At 46.7% G+C, this 18,187-nt stretch carries 16 protein-coding genes and 1 pseudogene; 9 read left to right on the top strand and 8 right to left on the bottom strand.

The annotated features are described in order from the left end of the window. The first annotated feature begins 411 nt into the window (after positions 1 to 411). Positions 412 to 852 carry a pentapeptide repeat-containing protein gene (locus QUA10_RS07950; RefSeq protein ID WP_333082108.1) on the top strand — a complete coding sequence of 147 codons (441 nt, stop codon included), beginning with the start codon at positions 412 to 414 and terminating at the stop codon, positions 850 to 852. A gap of 152 nt (positions 853 to 1,004) precedes the next feature. Here the strand turns inward: QUA10_RS07950 and crtH are convergent, their stop codons facing one another. Next, a complete protein-coding gene (crtH, locus tag QUA10_RS07945) occupies positions 1,005 to 2,549 on the bottom strand; it encodes a carotenoid isomerase (RefSeq protein ID WP_333082109.1) in 1,545 nt (514 codons plus the stop codon). A 270-nt stretch (positions 2,550 to 2,819) separates the two neighbouring features. Further along, complete coding sequence (locus tag QUA10_RS07940) at positions 2,820 to 2,993, bottom strand: hypothetical protein (protein WP_333082110.1); 174 nt, start codon at positions 2,991 to 2,993, stop codon at positions 2,820 to 2,822. A gap of 37 nt (positions 2,994 to 3,030) precedes the next feature. Between QUA10_RS07940 and upp the strand changes: the two genes are divergently transcribed. The 3 genes from upp to QUA10_RS07925 all read left to right on the top strand — a co-directional run bounded on the left by upp (position 3,031) and on the right by QUA10_RS07925 (position 4,727). Next, on the top strand, positions 3,031 to 3,681 hold the full coding sequence (upp, locus tag QUA10_RS07935; RefSeq protein WP_333082111.1) for a uracil phosphoribosyltransferase: 651 nt from the start codon (positions 3,031 to 3,033) through the stop codon (positions 3,679 to 3,681). Positions 3,682 to 3,906: 225 nt separating this feature from the next. Beyond that, positions 3,907 to 4,374, top strand: a complete 468-nt coding sequence (locus QUA10_RS07930; RefSeq protein ID WP_333074817.1) for a TMEM165/GDT1 family protein — start codon at positions 3,907 to 3,909, stop codon at positions 4,372 to 4,374. Between the two features lie 59 nt (positions 4,375 to 4,433). Further along, positions 4,434 to 4,727 carry a TMEM165/GDT1 family protein gene (locus QUA10_RS07925; protein ID WP_333082112.1) on the top strand — a complete coding sequence of 98 codons (294 nt, stop codon included), beginning with the start codon at positions 4,434 to 4,436 and terminating at the stop codon, positions 4,725 to 4,727. 426 nt (positions 4,728 to 5,153) lie between these two features. Here the strand turns inward: QUA10_RS07925 and QUA10_RS07920 are convergent, their stop codons facing one another. Next, positions 5,154 to 5,660: a hypothetical protein gene (locus QUA10_RS07920; protein ID WP_333082113.1), complete on the bottom strand. Its 507-nt coding sequence runs from the start codon at positions 5,658 to 5,660 to the stop codon at positions 5,154 to 5,156. Positions 5,661 to 5,975: 315 nt separating this feature from the next. Between QUA10_RS07920 and QUA10_RS07915 the strand changes: the two genes are divergently transcribed. Beyond that, on the top strand, positions 5,976 to 7,235 hold the full coding sequence (locus QUA10_RS07915) for an MFS transporter (RefSeq protein ID WP_333082114.1): 1,260 nt from the start codon (positions 5,976 to 5,978) through the stop codon (positions 7,233 to 7,235). Between the two features lie 274 nt (positions 7,236 to 7,509). Here QUA10_RS07915 and hisIE read toward each other — a convergent pair whose 3' ends face one another. Continuing rightward, positions 7,510 to 8,160 carry a bifunctional phosphoribosyl-AMP cyclohydrolase/phosphoribosyl-ATP diphosphatase HisIE gene (gene hisIE / locus QUA10_RS07910; RefSeq protein WP_333082115.1) on the bottom strand — a complete coding sequence of 217 codons (651 nt, stop codon included), beginning with the start codon at positions 8,158 to 8,160 and terminating at the stop codon, positions 7,510 to 7,512. Positions 8,161 to 8,511: 351 nt separating this feature from the next. Here hisIE and hemL point away from each other — a divergent pair, with 351 nt between their 5' ends. Beyond that, a complete protein-coding gene (hemL, locus tag QUA10_RS07905; protein WP_333067929.1) occupies positions 8,512 to 9,810 on the top strand; it encodes a glutamate-1-semialdehyde 2,1-aminomutase in 1,299 nt (432 codons plus the stop codon). Positions 9,811 to 9,896: 86 nt separating this feature from the next. Here the strand turns inward: hemL and QUA10_RS29075 are convergent. From QUA10_RS29075 to QUA10_RS07890, 4 genes and pseudogenes are all read right to left on the bottom strand, one after another. After that, positions 9,897 to 10,391, bottom strand: a pseudogene (locus QUA10_RS29075) (IS630 family transposase). A gap of 197 nt (positions 10,392 to 10,588) precedes the next feature. Then, positions 10,589 to 10,831: an IS630 transposase-related protein gene (locus QUA10_RS29070; protein WP_445243563.1), complete on the bottom strand. Its 243-nt coding sequence runs from the start codon at positions 10,829 to 10,831 to the stop codon at positions 10,589 to 10,591. 313 nt (positions 10,832 to 11,144) lie between these two features. Further along, on the bottom strand, positions 11,145 to 11,546 hold the full coding sequence (locus QUA10_RS07895) for a biopolymer transporter ExbD (protein WP_333082116.1): 402 nt from the start codon (positions 11,544 to 11,546) through the stop codon (positions 11,145 to 11,147). Then, positions 11,530 to 12,189 carry a MotA/TolQ/ExbB proton channel family protein gene (locus tag QUA10_RS07890; protein WP_333082117.1) on the bottom strand — a complete coding sequence of 220 codons (660 nt, stop codon included), beginning with the start codon at positions 12,187 to 12,189 and terminating at the stop codon, positions 11,530 to 11,532. Before QUA10_RS07890 ends, QUA10_RS07895 begins: the two co-directional genes overlap by 17 nt. A 762-nt stretch (positions 12,190 to 12,951) precedes the next feature. On the opposite strand from QUA10_RS07890, the gene QUA10_RS07885 reads away from it, so the two are divergent. From QUA10_RS07885 to QUA10_RS07875, 3 genes are all read left to right on the top strand, one after another. Continuing rightward, positions 12,952 to 14,418, top strand: a complete 1,467-nt coding sequence (locus QUA10_RS07885; protein WP_333082118.1) for a TonB family protein — start codon at positions 12,952 to 12,954, stop codon at positions 14,416 to 14,418. 90 nt (positions 14,419 to 14,508) lie between these two features. Then, the gene (locus tag QUA10_RS07880) at positions 14,509 to 15,594 is read left to right on the top strand and encodes a hypothetical protein (protein WP_333086216.1); all 1,086 of its coding nucleotides are present in this window, start codon (positions 14,509 to 14,511) and stop codon (positions 15,592 to 15,594) included. Between the two features lie 358 nt (positions 15,595 to 15,952). Continuing rightward, positions 15,953 to 18,040, top strand: a complete 2,088-nt coding sequence (locus QUA10_RS07875; protein ID WP_333082121.1) for an acylase — start codon at positions 15,953 to 15,955, stop codon at positions 18,038 to 18,040. Positions 18,041 to 18,187 lie beyond the last annotated feature (147 nt).

The raw sequence follows: 18,187 nt of genomic DNA, 5'->3' as shown, positions 1-18,187 counted from the left end.
TTTTCTTCTACCTATAAAGTTAGAAGCTTATCTTTATTTTAAGTTAAATTTTCTATCCCGTGACACATTTATTAAAAATAATGTATTTGTTGTGAACTTTTTGCGATAAGATTATCGGCTAAAATCATCCATAGCATTGCGAATCATCTCCCTCTTCAGAAAGACGCATCTGTTTGCTGTATTAGCTAACCTAGAAAAGGTTACTACAAAAAGGCACTGTATTAAGTTCGGCAGTGTTAAGTTTTGCGAAATAAAGTTTTGCAAGCTGGTCGAGACCATGTATGCGTTGTTGAGGGCAATCGATATCACAGCCAATGTGTGAATTAGATCGCAACTTGCGAAAACAACCATGGTACGATTGTAGATATCAAGACAAGAACTTGAATACAGAGTCTGTGAGGAAAAGAGATTATGAAACGCAATCTATTAGCCGCTACTTTTTTAATTGCTCCCCTAGTGTTGGCAGGACCGGCTCGGGCTGAAAATCCCGTTCACGTCGAACAGTTATTGTCAACCGGGCAATGTTTTAAGTGCGACTTGTCTGGAGCAGATTTAAAGGGAGCTCATTTAATTGGTGCTGATTTGAGAGAAGCAAATTTGCAAGGAGCAAACCTATCTCAGGCCAACCTCGAAGGTGCTGACTTGACGGGTGCTAACTTGACGGGTGCTAACTTGACCGCAGTTTTCCTGACTAATGCCAGTTTAAATGACGCAGACCTCGATCGGGCAGATCTGACCGCAGCAATCATTAACACCGCTGACGTATCCGGCGCCTCAATGGAAGATATGACCATCACAGATGCGAAAATCTACAATACCCAAATCGGCGTCGGCGGCAGCTACGACCAGTAAACTCATTAAAAGAATGGAAAACACTAATTTTGAGGTTAAAAACCCGGTTTCTCCCCTGAAACCGGGTTTTTAGTCTTTTTGTAGGCTGCCCCGGAGCCTCACATTTTATGTCGTATTTCAAGCGAACAATCTGACGCACCCTACCATTACCACTAAAAACCCAAATCAACCGCTATTCGGTGCGCGCAAGCAAACCCAGAAAACGCCACCGCATTTAAACCCTGTCCGGGAAACGTACTGTCGCCCACACAATACAAACCAGGCATAGAAGTTCGATTAAACGGCATTCCCAGCAAACCCATTAGCTTCTGTCGCGGAATCGGCCCGTAAGTTCCATCTTCGCGCCCCAAAAAGCGGCGGTGAGAACGCGCTGTCCCAACTTCCATATAATCCAAACCGGCGTCTAAACCGGGAAAAATCTTTTCTAATCTTTCAATAATTCTCCCTGCAGCCTCTTCTTTTTTATCCTCATATTCCTGCTGCGAAAGTCCTTCCCACTCTTCCATCCAACTCGAAGTAAAAGCGTGAACGATGTGATATCCTGCGGGAGCTAAATCCGGGTCTAGTACGGTCGGAATTGACACTAAAACTGTTCCCTCCGGCGCTTCCATTTTGTCCCACTCTTCTAACAAAATGTGGTGGCAGGCTCTACCAGCAGGGATTACGCTTGCTTCCACTCCCAAATGCAAACTCAAGAAACTGGGGGCTTTTTGATAGCGCTGCTGCCATTTCTTCTCGCTAGCGGGCATCTCTTCGGTCGGCAGCAATTTCTCAAAAGTATCCCACCGCGTGGCGTTAGAAACTATGCGCTTTGCCCGGTAAACTTCGCCAGTTGCTAGCTCGACTCCGACAGCGCGGCCGTTTTCTGTGATAATTTTTTTCGCTTTAGCTTTGTATTGAATTTGCCCGCCACATTTTTCTAATCCTTCTACTAATTTTTGGGCGATTTGACCGACTCCGCCTTTGGGATAATTTATGCCACCATAATGTCTGTCGGAAAATACCATTCCGGCATTAATCATCGGCGTCAAGTCGGCAGGTACTACAGACCAGTAGTAGCATTCCATGTCGATAAATTTCAGCAAAGTAGGGTCTTTTATGTAGCGCCGCGCAATGTCGCCAGTATTTTGAGGCAGATATTTTACTAATCCCAAACAGGCTAAAGGATTCTGAAAAAAGACTCGGACGAGATATCCGGGTTCTTCTAGGGATAGCAATTCCATGCCGTTGAGGCAGTTAAAGACGTTCCAGCATTCGCCGTAAAATTTTTGGATTCCTTCGCGTTCGTGAGGGAACCTGTCTGTTAATTCTTGCAAGTATTTGTCATAAGGCTGGGGAACTTCAAGTTCCAAGCCGTCGGGTAAGTGATAGTGAAGCTGTACGGGGTCGGGAATAGTTTCTAGGGTGACGTTAACTGCTTTCAGGGCGCGGGTTAGGAGGTTGGTGGTGCCACGCTGTCCGAAACCAAAAATCATGGAGGCGCCGACATCGAATCTGTAGCCTTCTCGATCGAAATATCCAGCGCTACCCCCCGGAATTGTATAGCTTTCGAGCACTAAAACTTTGGCTTTTTTAGCCGCTAGCTGGGTGGCTGTCACGAGTCCACCAATGCCGGAACCGATGACAATCACATCAAACTCTTGCTGTGTAGGGCGGGAGTTGGGAGAAAATAACTGGGATTGGGTAGGAGCTGACATTAGGTTAAAAATCTTAATATTTCTATGATTTTACAGTCGATCGCTCCCGAAGCAAGAAGTTCGGCAAGAGATTTGTAGCAGATGTAACGGATGTCAGGAAGACCGAAGTTCGGCAATGCCCAATGCCCAATATCCAATGCCCGATGCCCGATACCCGATGCCCGATGCCCCTGCTTCCCAAAAAAATGCGGGAACAGTCTACCATTGCCGACTGCCCCCGTCTGCCGATCCTTTGAGAGGAGAACACTAAAAATTACTATAGCCTTGTTGCTAATTAATGTCAATACTATTGGAAAAATATTTCAATAAGCTGATGGAGGTCGATCGGCGAATGGGTTCTAACTCAATCTCTGGCTTGTATGCGCCATCAAGGATGTGATAAGTTGCACAGAGCGATCGATCGCCCGTTGGGGAAGCCCTCAAAGAAGATCGATCGCACCGCATAAAATCCCTCAAACCTAGCAATCTCCCCAATTTCCTAATGTCCCTGCAACTGCGCGTTTACGTTCCTCCGCATCCATTAATTAAACACTGGCTGGCTGTTGCCCGCGACGCCGCCACCCCCTCGGTACTTTTTCGTTCTGCGATGACAGAATTGGGACGGTGGCTGGCTTACGAGGCGATTCGAGAATGGCTGCCTACAGTGGAAACAACGGTGCAGACTCCTTTGGGCGAATGTCCGGCGACTTTTATCAACCCAGAAGCTCCGTTAGTTGTGGTACCGATTTTGCGGGCGGGTTTGTCACTGCTCGAAGGAATTCAGACGGTTGTACCGCTGGCTTCGGTTTACCACCTCGGCATGGCAAGAAATGAGGAGACCCTGGAACCGACTTGTTATTTGAACAAATTGCCGGCGCAGTTTAACCCGGAAACGCGGGTGATAATTAGCGAGCCGATGCTGGCGACTGGCGGGACGATTATAGCGACTATGCAGGAATTGACTGCACGGGGAATTGACCCGAGCTTGATTCGGATTATCTCTGTGGTGGCTGCTCCTCCGGCTTTGAAGAGGCTGAGTGCAGAGTACCCGAGTTTGATGATTTACACGGCAACGATCGACGAAATAGTCAACGAACAGGGCTTTATTGTACCTGGTTTGGGAGATGCGGGCGATCGAACTTACGGCACATGAACCAGTCAGCCAGTCAATTTTAGATTTTAGATTTTAGATTTTAGATTGACTCGACAGATAAATCTGGGGGCTTGTATCCCTTTGTGGGTGCGGTGAGTGGTTCCAGGAATCAGTTGCTGAAATATTGGGGGAAAAAGATGACCCTGGTTTGGTAAAAGCAGGCACAGAGAGAGTTAGAATCAAAAGTACAAGTCAAAAATAAATAGCTTTTAGCACTCATTGCCTGTGAAACTTGATTCTGTTCCGCCAAGCTTGTCTGCTTCTGACTCAGTAAACCTCAATTATGATTTGCCACAACAGGTACAACTACAAATAAAAGAGGTTACTGATATTTGTGCTGCTTTAACCCCGGAGCCCGCTGAACTCTCAGTGACTGTAAATCCCGATATTTGTCAGGAACAAAAGAAACTGAAGTCGAAGCACTGGGCAATTTTTGCTTCGACTTTTGCAACTATTTTTTTAGCTGAAATTGGAGACAAAACTCAGCTCGCAGTTTTGTTGATGACGGCTGAATCTCGAAATCCTTGGATCGTTTTTGCGGGTGCGGGTTCGGCTTTGATAGCCACCAGTTTGCTGGGGGTGTTGCTGGGAAGGTGGCTGGCTAGTCGGATTGCTCCGAGAACTTTGGAGAGAGCAGCCGGAGTGATTTTGCTGGCAATTTCGGCGGTTTTGCTGTGGGAAGTGCTGGGTTAATTGTCTGCCTGTCGGTAAGTCGTAGATTTCTACAATAGCTAACTAAGAACTAAAAAAACATGGACTGGCAACTTTTGGGAATCAGTTTTATTACAGTGTTTTTGTCAGAATTGGGAGACAAAAGTCAATTAGCTGCGATCGCCCTGGGTAGTAGTTGTAACTCGCCGCGGGCTGTATTTTTCGGTACGGCGTCGGCGCTGCTGCTGGCAAGTTTAATCGGTGTGGGCATTGGCTTCAGCACGGCTGAGGTGTTGCCGGAACGACTGGTAAAGGGACTCGCGGCGATCGGATTTGCGGTGATGGGCTTGCGCTTGCTGTGGCCAAAAGCAGATTTACCGGAAGCATCCGAGTAGGGCTGCCGTCGGTCGATTTTAGATTTTAGATTTACTCCACAGATGAATCTGGGAGTTTGAACAAGAGTCTAAAATTTTGCTCTCTCCACAACAGTAATCGTTCGCAAGTATCCGTTTTTGGGCGGTCAAAAAACTTGCAAATATAGTTATCTCAAATTTGTTAGCATCGAAATTATTCCTATCTCTCTTCTTGATATCTGCGTGAATCTGCCTCAATCCATTGTCATCTGCGGTTAATACATTCTATTTTTTTAACCGCAGATGAGGGTAGATAAACACAGATTAACGCCGATGAATACAGAAGGGCTGCAATTCAAGGCTCGTTTTCGATCGCTAAAATTTAAAAAATTAGCGGGGGGCGTGAATTCACGCCCCCCGCTGCTGGTTGAGTTTTTTTCTGCACTCAACCTCTGAGTATTGTGTCGATTAAACTTGGTTTTGGTAGCACCAGCCTAGCAGCGTACCGGCGACAGCTAACTTCAGCGCTTCCAATGCAAAATAGCCTTGGTGCAGTAGATTCATCCCGGCGGGCACTTCTGCTGCAGAATCGAACAGATTTAGCTGCATTCCCAAGGCGCTCATTTGAGGTGTCAGGGCGTAGGTGTCAATCAGGGCGATCGTCAGAAGTACCAATGATAATAAGATTGCTGTGCGGCTGCGCTTGCCGAAGTCACCAACTAAATTGCTCAAAACCATCAAACCCGTTGCCACCACGCCCGAACAGATTAACTCAACGCGGTTGAATCCCCAGAACATTAAATTGCCGGCTGTTGCAAACTCCGGTGATGTCGTCATGCCAGATACGTAGAGACTGGGCATAATTACTAGATCCAAAATCAGGCTAACGCTGAGCCAGAAAATTAGGGCAACCATGACAATTGCTTGCCAGCGCGGTTTGATTGATTCCACTCTTGATGTTGTAATAGCTGTCATATAATTCCCTCTAAAATTTTCTTCTGCCTTTTCTAGAGTTTAACTAACTTTTTTCTAAAATCGTGTTAAGTATTTTTAAATTAATGGTAACTTTTCTGTAACAGACGCTGAAGAATTGTTAAGCTCACTTATGTTTGTCCTCACCTCGGTTAACTAATACTAATTCGGAAAAAGTACGGAATAAATTAATAATTACTCACAGGACTTATGCACTGCGACCAAAGACATCGGTTTTTAACTCTTTAAACACCGTAACGTATTTTTTATAAAAAACCAGGTTTCTGCGTCCAGAAATAACTCCTAATTTAACTGTATATGCCTAAATTTCAATTATCCTCTTGGTTGCCCCGTCTCCCCCCTCAAGTCTGGATTCTTGCCGCCGGCAGATTCCTCTCCCAAAGCGGCACCGGTTTTACTTTATTTTACGCGCCGATATTTTTTGTCGATCGCGTCGGTTTATCTGCTACTGCTGTTGGGATTGGTTTGGGTAGCGGTTCAGTTTCGGGAATATTCGGCAGAATTTTGGGCGGTTCTTTTTGCGATTCTAAATTTTGGGGAAGGCGCCGAACTTTACTACTGGCGGCAATTATTTCGGCTGCCGCTTCTTTTGTACTGGCGGCGACTAATGATTTCTTTGGCTTAATTGCGGGCAATTTACTGATGGGTTTTGGTGTGGGTTTGTATTGGCCTCCAACCGAGACGATGGTGGCGGATTTAACTGAGGGCGAACAGCGACAGGAGGCTTTTGCTTTGACGCGGCTTGCTGATAATTTGGGTTTGCAAGTTGGGATTATTTTGGGCGGTTTGTTGATTGCTGTAACGGGGAATTATCGATCGCTCTTTATTATTGATGGTATCTCGTTTTTAGTGCTGTTTGCGGTGGTGGCGATCGCGATCGCTGAAACCTACAAACCAGCTAATCCAGCGGATAAAGGCAAAAAAAATCGGGAAAATGGCTGGATGGTGGCGCTGAGCGATCGAAGTCTTCTAGTTTATGCTTTAGTAAATACTCTGTTCACATTATATATTTCCCAAATCCAAACCACAATGCCGCTGTACTTTAGCAAGTTTGTGGCGGTGGGGACATCGGGAAAAGGCTTTTCAACAGGTACAATTACCGTTTTGTTTGCTTTTAGCACGTTTTTAACTGTGGCTTTGCAACTGCCGGTTGTTAAAGCTTTGAGACCATTTTCCCACTCGAAAGCTTTGATGATTTCTGCGCTGCTATGGGGAATGGGATTTATCGCGATCGGCTTGACGGGAATGGCTGCCACTGGCAATCTATTTTTAGCTGTTTTAGGCTTGAGCTTTTTGTCGCTGGCGACTGTTACTTATACGCCTTTTGCTTCTGCTTTGGTGGTGGATTTAGCGCCGGAGTCTTTGCGCGGCGTGTATTTGGCGGTTAGTTCTCAGTGTTGGGCAATCGGCTATTTAATCGGGCCGCCGCTAGGTGGTTTGGCTTTGGATGGAGGTAAATGGGCGGCGGATAATTTTTGGTTGGGTTTGGCTTTGAGTGTGGCCGCGGCTATTTTTATTTTGCAAAAGCTCGATCGAATGTTGAAAAGTAGAATCTAATATAGCCTTTCTCAGTAACATGACGTACACGCTTGATAAGCGGGCATAGGGCATAGGGCATAGGGCATAGGGCATAGAGCATACCTCACGAAGATTGAGAACTACTATATTCATTTGTTTGTTTAGGACTAAGACAAAAAAAACCGGTTTCTGCGTCAATATCTCTCGGTTCGATACCATGATTTTTCAGAGAAACCGGGTTTTTGACTCCCCGTGCGTCCAAGACTGTAGTTATTAGCATTAACAGTCAACAGTCAACAGTCAACTAACTAATTTACTTTCGTCGATCGCCCAATTTGCGGTAAACTTCTCTTAAATCAACTTGATGGTGAGCCAAAGCAACCAAAGCGTGATAAAATAAATCCGCAACTTCCCCAGCAATCCCCTCTTTGTCGTCATCTTTGCAAGCCATCACAACTTCCGCCGACTCTTCGCCAATTTTCTTGAGAATTTTGTTGTCGCCGCCCTCGAACAACTTGCAAGTATAAGAACTTTCGTTAGGATAGTCGCGACGATCGCAAATTACCGCAAATAATTGAGATAACATATCCCCTGGCGGCGGTGAAATTTCCCCATCAACTTGGTGAAAACAACTTCTTTCTCCCGTGTGACAAGCAATATCTCCGACTTGTTCGACAGTGATTAGCAAAGCATCGCTATCGCAGTCGTAACGCAGCCCTTTGACATTTTGAACGTGTCCCGAAGTCGCCCCTTTGTTCCAAAATTCGGCGCGCGATCGACTCCAGAACCAAGTTTGCCCGGTAGAGAGCGTTTTTTGCAGCGACTCCCGGTTCATCCAAGCCATCATTAACACCGTACCGTCCAAATAATCTTGGACGATCGCAGGCACTAAACCGCGATCGTCGTAACGAATCTTTTCAATTGGGATCGATCGGCTCAAACTCGATAAATCAGTAGTAGACATAATTTTATTTCAACTTGATAATATAGATTAACGCTTTCCTGTCGGAGATTGTTTTTTTATTAACCGCAGAGAACGCAGAGGAAGCAGAGGAAGAGAGAAGATTGAGCAAGGGATGGGTAAATTGTCAAGAACTCTTTTACAAAAAATTACACTTTAGGGCGATTCCCTACGGGATAGCTTCGCTTCACGATGTGGGTGCTACAAAGCCTGAAAAGCCCAAGCTAGTATTGCTACTCATTGGTTTGTACCCTAAAATCTACTAGAATAGTTTCCTTGAATCTACCTAACCTTTATGTTGAACTGGTTATAAAATTATTCTACCAACAACAGACGTTCACTAAGGAGAAAACATTGGTTTCCACAACCTTGAAAACGACCAAATCAGAAGAAATTTTCGCTGCAGCCCAGAAGTTGATGCCCGGTGGCGTCAGTTCCCCCGTCCGCGCCTTCAAATCCGTAGGCGGACAGCCCATCGTCTTTGACAGGGTAAAAGGAGCTTACATTTGGGATGTTGACGAAAACCAATACATTGACTATGTAGGCACTTGGGGCCCAGCCATCTGTGGCCACGCCCACCCGGAAGTCATCAAAGCCCTGCACGAATCTCTAGAAAAAGGTACGAGTTTCGGCGCACCATCGCTGTTGGAAAACGTACTGGCCGAAATGGTCATTGATGCCGTTCCCAGCATTGAAATGGTGCGATTTGTCAACTCCGGCACCGAAGCCTGTATGGCCGTTTTGCGGCTGATGCGAGCTTTCACCGGACGCGATAAACTGATTAAATTTGAAGGCTGCTATCACGGGCACGCCGATATGTTCTTAGTAAAAGCAGGTTCCGGCGTGGCAACTCTGGGCCTTCCGGACTCTCCGGGCGTCCCGAAAGCCACTACTGCCAATACCCTCAACGCTCCCTACAATGATTTAGAAGCAGTCAAAGCTTTATTTGCCGAAAATCCCGGCGAGATAGCAGGCGTAATTCTCGAACCAGTGGTGGGGAATGCCGGTTTTATTACCCCGGATGCAGGTTTTCTCGAAGGTTTGCGGGAAATTACTAAGGATAACGGCGCTTTGTTAGTTTTTGATGAAGTAATGACAGGTTTCCGCATCGCCTACGGCGGAGCTCAGGAAAGATTCGGTGTCACCCCGGATTTGACTACTTTGGGTAAAGTTATCGGTGGCGGTTTGCCGGTGGGAGCTTACGGGGGAAGGCGGGATATTATGGGGATGGTGGCTCCTGCTGGCCCGATGTATCAAGCGGGTACGCTTTCGGGAAATCCTTTGGCGATGACTGCTGGGATTAAGACTTTGGAATTGCTGCAAAAACCCGGCACTTACGAACAGTTGGATAAGATTACCAAAAAACTGTCTGATGGATTGCTAAAAATTGCTAAGGAAGCTGGACACGCGGTTTGGGGCGGGCAAATTAGCGGGATGTTTGGCTTGTTTTTTGCGGCTGGCCCGGTTCACAATTACGAGGATGCGAAGAAGTCGGATTTGACGAAGTTCAGCCGCTTTCACCGGGGAATGTTGGAGCACGGAATTTATCTTGCTCCTTCGCAGTTTGAGGCGGGATTTACTTCTTTGGCTCATACTGACGAAGATATCGATCGAACTTTGGCTGCAGCGCGTGAAGTGATGGCAAGTATTTAACGTGTGTAGTAAGGATGTTTGTCCGTAAAACTCAGGAATAAATAATTAAAGTCCTTGCTGTTTGTTGGCAGTAAGGACTTTAATTTTTAACTAAGGACTTTAATTTTTAACGGCTTTATCAAATAATATAGCAACCGCCAAGGCGGTGAGGATGCAAGGCGTAGGACATCTTCGATCGCATCACGTAAACAGTCAAACCGCTTTAATTGTTTGCGGATGCGACTTTTGAGCCAAGACCAGCATTGTTCAATCCTGTTCAAATCAGGGGAGTACGGCGGTAAATACAACAATCTACACCCTACACTTTGAATCAATTCCTCAATTCGACCACCTTTATGAAACGTGGCATTGTCCATCACCACCACCTGTCCTGTCACAAGTGTTGGCAGTAAACTTGTTTAAGGTCAAATTTCAAAAACTGTTCGATTACACGCTCCAACGACGGTAAAAGGGGCGAGCAATTTTTGGTTACATAGAGCAGCAATCATATTTACCCTACCCTCACGTCGGCCCGATTTCAGTGCATGAAACCGTTGCCCCTGTTCGTTCCAACCATAATCATACTGGTCTCTATTATCCATGCCAGATTCATCAACATAGACAATCTGAGCCGAGGGAATGGTGGACAATTCGGTTACAAAAGCCTGCCGCTTGACTTCATCCCGCTCCCGGTAGCCGTAGGTTTTTTTTTCGAGTAAAACCAATTTTTCTCAAACCCCGCGAGATTGTGCGTGAGCTAATTTCTCCATCCCAAAGTGAGGGCATTTCAACTTGAGTTTTATCCCCATGAGTCTTGGCTTGCCTCACGAAATTTCTCCCAATCACTAATTTTATGACCGTTACCGTTGGGCTTATTAGGTAATGCTAAAAAGTCTCCTGTTTCGGTTTGTCGCTTCAACCATAAGCCGATTGTGTTGCAACTGATATTAAACAGTATACTCGCTTCAGTAATCTTTAAACCATCTAGTTTGATAGCTTGAATGACTTTCTGACGTAAGTCGTAACTGTAGGGTTTTGGCATGGGTCGTGCGATCGGGGCAGCATCAGAGACTACTTCCAGTTTACACCCTAACCGCCTTGGCGGTTGCTATATCATTTCCGGTTACACTGCTTATGATGTTGACGGTTGACTGTTGACGGTTCACTGTCAACAGTCAACAGTGAACTCGAATTTACTATTCCGAGGCTAACGGATGTGATATAAAGTCCTGAATCATACCGACTATTCAGGACTACCTTTTAATCAGGCTTACAGGCTTTTTTAGGACATTTTCACTGGGTAATTCCTGTTTAATGGTGTGAGGAAATTAAAAATTAGTAATTATAGAAGCTCTCTACCTTGCGGTAGCAATCCCTAACTTAGCTCCCTTAATTCGGCGTAATCGATCCATAACTTCCACCACATTTCCGTGATTGACGCTTTTATCCGCATTCAGCACAATTAATGAGTTCTGATTTGACCCCATCGTCTGCCGCACCGTACTCTCAATCTGGTCTAAGTTGACTGATTTTTTATCAACCATTAATTTTCCATTAGGATCAATGGTGACGGTAATTTTAGAAGGCGAGTCCTGAACTTGAGAGGTTGCTGCTTTCGGTAAATTTACGGGCAGACCTTCGGATTTGGATAAAGACAAAGAGGAAACAATGAAAAACGTCAATATGGCGAAGGTTACATCAATCAGTGGCACGATGTTAATCTGGGCAATACTCTCAGGTTCATCGGGTAGGCGCATAATTAGATTCTCTTGGTAGTTTTTCGTAGTGGTGACGGTACAATAGCTCTAGCTGGCCTCCGGCTTCCTGAATAAAAGCAATCTGCTGTAAGTAAAACCCGCGAAACATATTGGCAAATAAGAGTGTAAAGATTGCCACCACTAACCCCATTGCCGTAGAAACGAGGGCTTCGCTAATCCCCCCGGTAACGCCCGCGGCATTGGTGCCTGCAGCATCTCCCAGTTTGAGGGAGTCAAAGGTGGTAATTAAGCCCAAAACTGTTCCGAGCAACCCAAATAGCGGGGAGAGGGTGATAATGGTGTCAAATATTGTATTGAATCGCTTCAAAACGGGGATTTCTGCCTGAGCTGCACTCTCTAAGACCAAACAAAATTCTTCGATGTTGGGCGAGTCTAATTCTAATGCTTCCAAAAAAATTCGGGCTAAGGGCAAATCAGCGTTTACTTGTAACTTTTTGATGGCGGAATCCGGGTTTTGAGTGTAAAGTTTTAGCACTTCCCGGACGACCCGCCGCTGTCGCCGATTCACTTTAAACCAAAAGACAAGACGCTCTAAAATCAGTGCGACTGCTGCGATTGACGAGGCAAGCAGCGGCCAAGAAACAATGCCCCCAGCGCGAAAAATGTAAATGAAATTATCCATTAGTTTGTATTCTCGTTAGCTGTGTTGAGTGATCGCAAGCTGCCTAATGGTGCAATTAGCCCGTGAGAAGGCTGGTAGAGTTTCTGCGTCAAGTCGGCACAAGTGATTCAGGCTGCGAATTGTTTCACTCAAGCGCGATCGCGATCACAGAAACGCACTACCTGTATGTGACTATCTTCGTCTGTACCCAAAATGCTCCTAATGTGATCACGACGGAGATCGCGACAGATTATTCTGCCAGTGCTTCTTTGCTAAATATTTGCGTTAGGACTTGACAATAATCTTCAATAATTTAAAAGATTCTCAACTAGGTTTCCACAAAATTCAGGGTTTGTCAAGTCATGACCCACGTCTATACATAAAAATAACCTATCGATAAAAAAAACGAAATCAATTTTACTTATTTAAAAAATATATGAAAATCTTGAGAATGTGGAAATTTGTTCGTAGATTACGGGCTAGAGTATTGTATTTAAGGCATTTGTGAAGCTTCCCCTAGCAGAATCAGAATATTGACAGCGCCCATAAGAGCAAGGTAGACGCCCCCAAAGGAAATGCTGATTGGTAGCGTCTAGTCGCTATCTCAAAATTAAATAATGAAAATTAATTGCAAGAGTCTTGAACAGGGTGACAGTCTTCTTATAGGATGGGTAGGTTCATCAGTGATAGCAAGCTCAACCCGCAGTTGGTAGCTTGTTTCGGGTTATGTCGGGGAGCCAGCGAGGACGTTGCCAACCCATCCATCAAGGAGAGTCATAAGGCATGAGTTTTTCAAATATTTCGGCGACGCAAAGACAACAACAAGAAGAAGCTCTCAAAAAAGTTCTGGCGATCAGTCTGTTAGCCTCAAGCTTCCTACACGGTGTCGCGCTGCCGTTGAGCCTCAACTTGGTCAAACCTGCTGAATTTGCAGAGGAACCCATTGAAGTTGTTGTGCTTGATGAGCCCAAAGTAGAGGAAACCCAGCCAGAGCCGACTATTCCAGAAAAGGTATCTCCCCCACCTGAGACGTTAAAACCAGAACCGCCAGCAGAGCCAACCCCCGCAGAGGAGTCACCCGTAGCGGTAACGCCCCCGCCGATTCCAGAGGAGCCACCCGTAGCGGTAACGCCCCCGCCGATTCCAGAGGAGCCACCCGTAGCCGTAACGCCACCGCCAATTCCAGAGGAGCCACCCGTAGCCGTAACGCCACCACCAGAGATTAAGAAAGAGCCGCCCTTAACGGAAACTTCGCCACCAACTCCTATCGAGCCTTCCCCCGCACCTCAACAGGATTTAAATTCCCCAGAAACTCCTAAAACCCCGATCGCCCAGGAACCCGAAACCCCTTCGCCCGATCCTCCAAAAAGCGAACCACCGGTTAGCGACTCCCGCCCCAAGGGTGCTGCGAGTCTCCCAGACTTTACAAAAGATGCTGGAAATCCCAACTCCTCCGACAGCCCTGAAAAAAATAACCCGCTCTCGTCATCTGCTTCGGCGGGTAGCGGGGAGCCTTCCTCACAGCCATTAAATCCTTCTTCCGGGCCATTGGCACGATCGCCCGCGGCTGGCCCACCCGTCACACCTACTAGGCCAGGAGGCGGTGGCAATTCTGGAAATGCGATCGGAGGTTTAGGAAACCTTGCCTCTGGTGGCCCCGGAGGCGGAAGCCCTGGAGGTGGAAGCCCTGGAGGAAGTGGGTCGAACTCACCATCTGGCGCCAGCGAAAATGGCGACCTACCTTCCTCAGAGCCATTTGGGGATGGTTCGGGGCGATTGGGAAGATCGACGACGGCTGGCTTACCAGGCTCTGGAGGCGGAGGCTCTGGAAGCGGAGGCTCTGGAAGCGGAGGCTCTGGAAGCGGAGGCCCTGGAGGCGGAGGTTCTGGAGGCGGAGGTCGTGGAGGCGGAGGCTCTGGAAGCGGTTCCGGGCCAGTGCCGAAACCGACAAATCCAGGAAGAGGGAGGAGTCCTTCAGGCCCTTCCGGTCGGCTTCCCGACACTTGCATTAGCTGCGGTAGACCTGAATATCCGAGCGCAGCCAGAGAAGAAGGGCGGCAAGGCGAAGTGGAAGTCGTGTTTGACATTGACCCCAGCGGTAAGCCATTCAACATCAAGATCTCGACTCCTAGCAAATACAACGACTTGAATAAGGCAGCGATTAAAGCAGTAGAAAAATGGAAACTTGCCTCATCAGAGAGTGGCATTCAAGGAGAAAGAGCATCCATTACCTTCCGGCTCACTGACTAGGGATTTTTTTGAGACTCTAGCAATTTGGCTGGGAATTCTATAGCACCGTCCAAGGAATAGCAAAGTTAAAAATTGAATTTTTGGTGAATTATGAATTTGGGAATGTCGTCAGCAATATTAAGTAAACTTCAGCGAGTGGGACTAGCTCTATTACTTGGTTCCAACTTGGGAATGACTTTGTTGTTTGCCAACCCTCACAGCGCAATGGCAGGAGTAATTACTTTACCCGATGGCGGACGTTGCGAGGGAGAATTGAGTGAGGGAAAACTCAGCGGGCCCGGCAGTTGTCAATATGCCAACGGCGATCGCTACGAAGGCAAATTTCTCAACGGCAAACCTCACGGTCAAGGCATCTATACCTTTAAAGAAGAAGGTCGATACCAAGGAGAATTTGGGGATGGGGAATTCAACGGTAAAGGTGTCCGCGAATTTGCTAACGGCAACCGCTATGAAGGCACTTTTAAAAACGGTGAGTTCGAGGGTACAGGAACTTTTACCTCAACTAACGGCATTCGTTACGAAGGCTCTTTTACCAATGGTTCTCCCAGCGGTCGCGGGGCTTTTACGTTCAGTAACGGCACTCGTTGCGAAGGAGATATTAAAGAACGAAAAGTTAACGGCAAATGCGTCTGTCAATATGCTAATAAGAACCGCTACGAAGGAGATTTGCTGAATAATGTGCCTCACGGGCAGGGAATTTATACCTTTGCTGAAGGAGGTCGTTATGAGGGGCAATTTAGTGAAGGGCAGTTTCACGGTAAAGGGGTTCGCGAATATCCGAATGGCAACCGCTATGAAGGAGAGTTTGTCAAGGGCAACACTCAAGGTCAGGGGTTGTTTACTTTTAAAGAAGGGGGACGTTATCAAGGGCCGTTTGACAATGGAGAATTTAGTGGTGAAGGTGTCCGTGAGTTCGCCAATGGAGATAGCTATAAAGGCACTTTTCTCAATGGTAAGATGAGCGGGAAAGGAGTTTACATTTTTAAGAATGGCGATCGCTGCGAAGGCGAATTTACCGATGGTCAGTTCAACGGCAAAGGTACTTGCATTTACGCCAATGGCGATCGCTATCAAGGTGAATTCCTCAACGGTCAGAAACACGGGCAAGGTTCCTACATTTATGCAGATGGAACGAAAGTAGAAGGAAATTGGCAACAAGGTCAAATTAAAAAATAACCTTATAACCTATCTCGCCCTTCTTGTTTACCCCCCTCCTAACCAATGACATTAATGCACTTTAGAGCCGCCACACCAGCGTTTTATAGCGCTTTTCAATTTGGTGAGGTTAGGAGAGGGCTTTTAATTTCACATCCGATTTAGACAGGGTATTTTTTCGGGTTTTATGGAGTTCTCGAAGAGGTGGTATTTTTTTAACCGCAGATGGACGCAGATAGGTTAGCTTTTTGGGCATCTAATTTGGTATAATTTTCTCCCTTGTTCTCCATAAAAAGGATTTAAATCCTCGGCGTTGTGTTTGTGCAGTTTGTTGAAAAGGCTGCAATGTCTCAGTTTAACCCTAGCGAATTAATTTTCAGTGTTTCTACAACAAAAAAAACAAAGCCGACGGATTGTCTCGTTATTAATGAGTTTTATTTTAGTTTTACTTCTAAATAATGGGGTTCAATCCTCGCCAGAAACCGGCACTCAAATTCTTTGGGATACCTATGGAATTCCACATATTTATGGAGAGAATAGTAAAAGCCTTTTCTACGCTTTTGGGTGGGCGCAGATGCAAAGTCATGGTAATCTGATTTTGCGTCTTTACGGGCAAGCTCGCGGGCAAGCTGCCGAATTTTGGGGCGAAGATTATCTGGAATCCGATCGCTGGGTGCAAACTATGGGAATTCCTAATCGCGCCAAGGCGTGGTATGAATCACAAAATCCTATTTTTCGCAACTATATCGATGCTTTTGTTGGCGGAATGAATGCCTATGCAAAAGAACACCCAGAGGCACTCACCAAAGAATTAAAGGTAGCATTGCCCCTCAAACCGGTAGATGTATTGGCACACGCGCAACGTGTCATCAATTTTACTTTTGTAGTCGATCCAGAGCGCCTTGAAGATATCGCTGAAAATGATACCCCCAAAGGCTCTAATGGTTGGGCGATCGCTCCTTCGCGCTCTGAAAGCGGCAATGCCATGCTATTGGCAAATCCTCACCTTCCTTGGTCGGATTTATATTTATGGTACGAAGCGCAACTGATTGCCCCAGAAATTAACGCTTACGGAGCGACTCTCGTCGGATTTCCTGTATTAACGATCGCCTTTAATGACAATTTGGGATGGACTCATACTGTCAACACTCACGATGGCTGGGATGCCTACGAATTGCCCCTCGCTAACGATGGCTATCGCTTCGATGGGAAAATCCGAAGTTTTGACAGGGAAGAGAAGGTTTTAAAAGTCAAAGAAAAGAATGGGAATTTGCGATCGGAATCTCTAGTCGTGCGGCGTTCTGTTCACGGGCCGATTATCACAGAAAAACAGGGCAAAGCGATCGCCCTGCGCGTTGTCGGACTCGATAAACCAGCAGCCCTTCAGCAGTGGTGGGATATGGCACGCTCAAATAATTTTTCTGAATTTGAAGCCGCTTTAAAGCGCTTGGAAATTCCCATGTTTACCGTCATGTATGCCGATCGTGAGGGGCATATCATGCACTTGTTTAACGGTCAAGTCCCTATACGCAAAAAAGGAGATTTTAAATACTGGTCAGGCACGATTCCAGGCAATACGTCAGAGACTTTGTGGAGCAAAAATCATCCCTATGCGGATTTGCCGCGCGTTGTCGATCCGCCCAGCGGTTGGTTGCAAAATACTAACGATCCGCCTTGGACGACGACGTTTCCCAGCGCGATCGCACCCGATAATTATCCCGCCTACATGGCACCGCGCGGCCCGATGGATTTGCGATCGCAACGATCGGCAAAAATGCTCTTAGAAGATGACAAAATCTCTTTCGATGAATTGATCCAATACAAACATTCCACTCAGGTAGAACTCGCCGATCGCCTCCTCGATGATTTAATTCCCGCCACGCGGCAAGGCAGTGAAAAAGCGCGCCGCGCTGCGGAAGTTCTCGCCACTTGGGATCGCAAAGTCGATGCTGACAGTCGCGGTGCGGTGCTGTTTGCCTTTTGGAAACAAGCGATGGATGCCGATCGGTTATTCGCTAAACCTTGGAGTGAAGATGCGCCGCTAACGACGCCAGACGGGTTGGCAAATCCTGCGGAGGCGGTGCGGGTGCTGGAAGCGGCAGCTACCAAAGTTGAGGTAACTTATGGCGCGTTAGATGTGGCATGGGGGGAAGTCTTCCGATTGCCTGGGGTGGCGAATCTGCCTGCAAATGGAGCTGACGGTGCTTTGGGTGTATTTCGCTCAGTATGGTTCGCTCCCGGGAAGGACGATCACTTTCAAGCGGTTGCAGGAGATTCTTTTGTCACTGCGATTGAGTTCTCAAATCCGGTGAAAGCGATGGCGCTAAACAGTTACGGCAATGCCACTCAACCTGGTTCGCCCCACGCAGGCGATCAGTTGCAGCTCTTTGCTCGCAAGGAATTGCGGCCTGTATGGCGATCGCGATCGGAAATTGAAGCTCACCTGAGTTCGCGCCAGAAACTCTAGAAGAAGGAAGTTCGGCAACGGATTATGTAACGGATGTAACGGATGTAATATCAATTCCGGTTGCACCGTCCGTGATTGTTGACTGTTGACTGTTGACGGGCGGGTCGAAAAACTGAATGGTTGAGTGTTAACTGTTGACTCGATTTT

Source organism: Microcoleus sp. Pol8_D6, from assembly GCF_036700965.1.
Lineage (GTDB): Bacteria > Cyanobacteriota > Cyanobacteriia > Cyanobacteriales > Microcoleaceae > Microcoleus.
Note: the sequence above shows the minus strand (reverse complement) of the source record. Positions and strands in the feature narration are given on the sequence as shown.

Excerpts from the sequence above, each read along its gene's own strand:
- QUA10_RS07920 (WP_333082113.1), bottom strand. The coding sequence starts at position 5,660 with ATGACAGCTATTACAACATCAAGAGTGGAATCAATCAAACCGCGCTGG.
- QUA10_RS07950 (WP_333082108.1), top strand. The coding sequence starts at position 412 with ATGAAACGCAATCTATTAGCCGCTACTTTTTTAATTGCTCCCCTAGTG.
- QUA10_RS07880 (WP_333086216.1), top strand. The coding sequence starts at position 14,509 with ATGAATTTGGGAATGTCGTCAGCAATATTAAGTAAACTTCAGCGAGTG.
- crtH (WP_333082109.1), bottom strand. The coding sequence starts at position 2,549 with ATGTCAGCTCCTACCCAATCCCAGTTATTTTCTCCCAACTCCCGCCCT.
- QUA10_RS07940 (WP_333082110.1), bottom strand. The coding sequence starts at position 2,993 with ATGCGGTGCGATCGATCTTCTTTGAGGGCTTCCCCAACGGGCGATCGA.
- upp (WP_333082111.1), top strand. The coding sequence starts at position 3,031 with ATGTCCCTGCAACTGCGCGTTTACGTTCCTCCGCATCCATTAATTAAA.
- QUA10_RS07925 (WP_333082112.1), top strand. The coding sequence starts at position 4,434 with ATGGACTGGCAACTTTTGGGAATCAGTTTTATTACAGTGTTTTTGTCA.
- QUA10_RS07895 (WP_333082116.1), bottom strand. The coding sequence starts at position 11,546 with ATGCGCCTACCCGATGAACCTGAGAGTATTGCCCAGATTAACATCGTG.
- hisIE (WP_333082115.1), bottom strand. The coding sequence starts at position 8,160 with ATGTCTACTACTGATTTATCGAGTTTGAGCCGATCGATCCCAATTGAA.
- QUA10_RS29070 (WP_445243563.1), bottom strand. The coding sequence starts at position 10,831 with ATGCCAAAACCCTACAGTTACGACTTACGTCAGAAAGTCATTCAAGCT.
- QUA10_RS07890 (WP_333082117.1), bottom strand. The coding sequence starts at position 12,189 with ATGGATAATTTCATTTACATTTTTCGCGCTGGGGGCATTGTTTCTTGG.
- QUA10_RS07915 (WP_333082114.1), top strand. The coding sequence starts at position 5,976 with ATGCCTAAATTTCAATTATCCTCTTGGTTGCCCCGTCTCCCCCCTCAA.
- QUA10_RS07885 (WP_333082118.1), top strand. The coding sequence starts at position 12,952 with ATGAGTTTTTCAAATATTTCGGCGACGCAAAGACAACAACAAGAAGAA.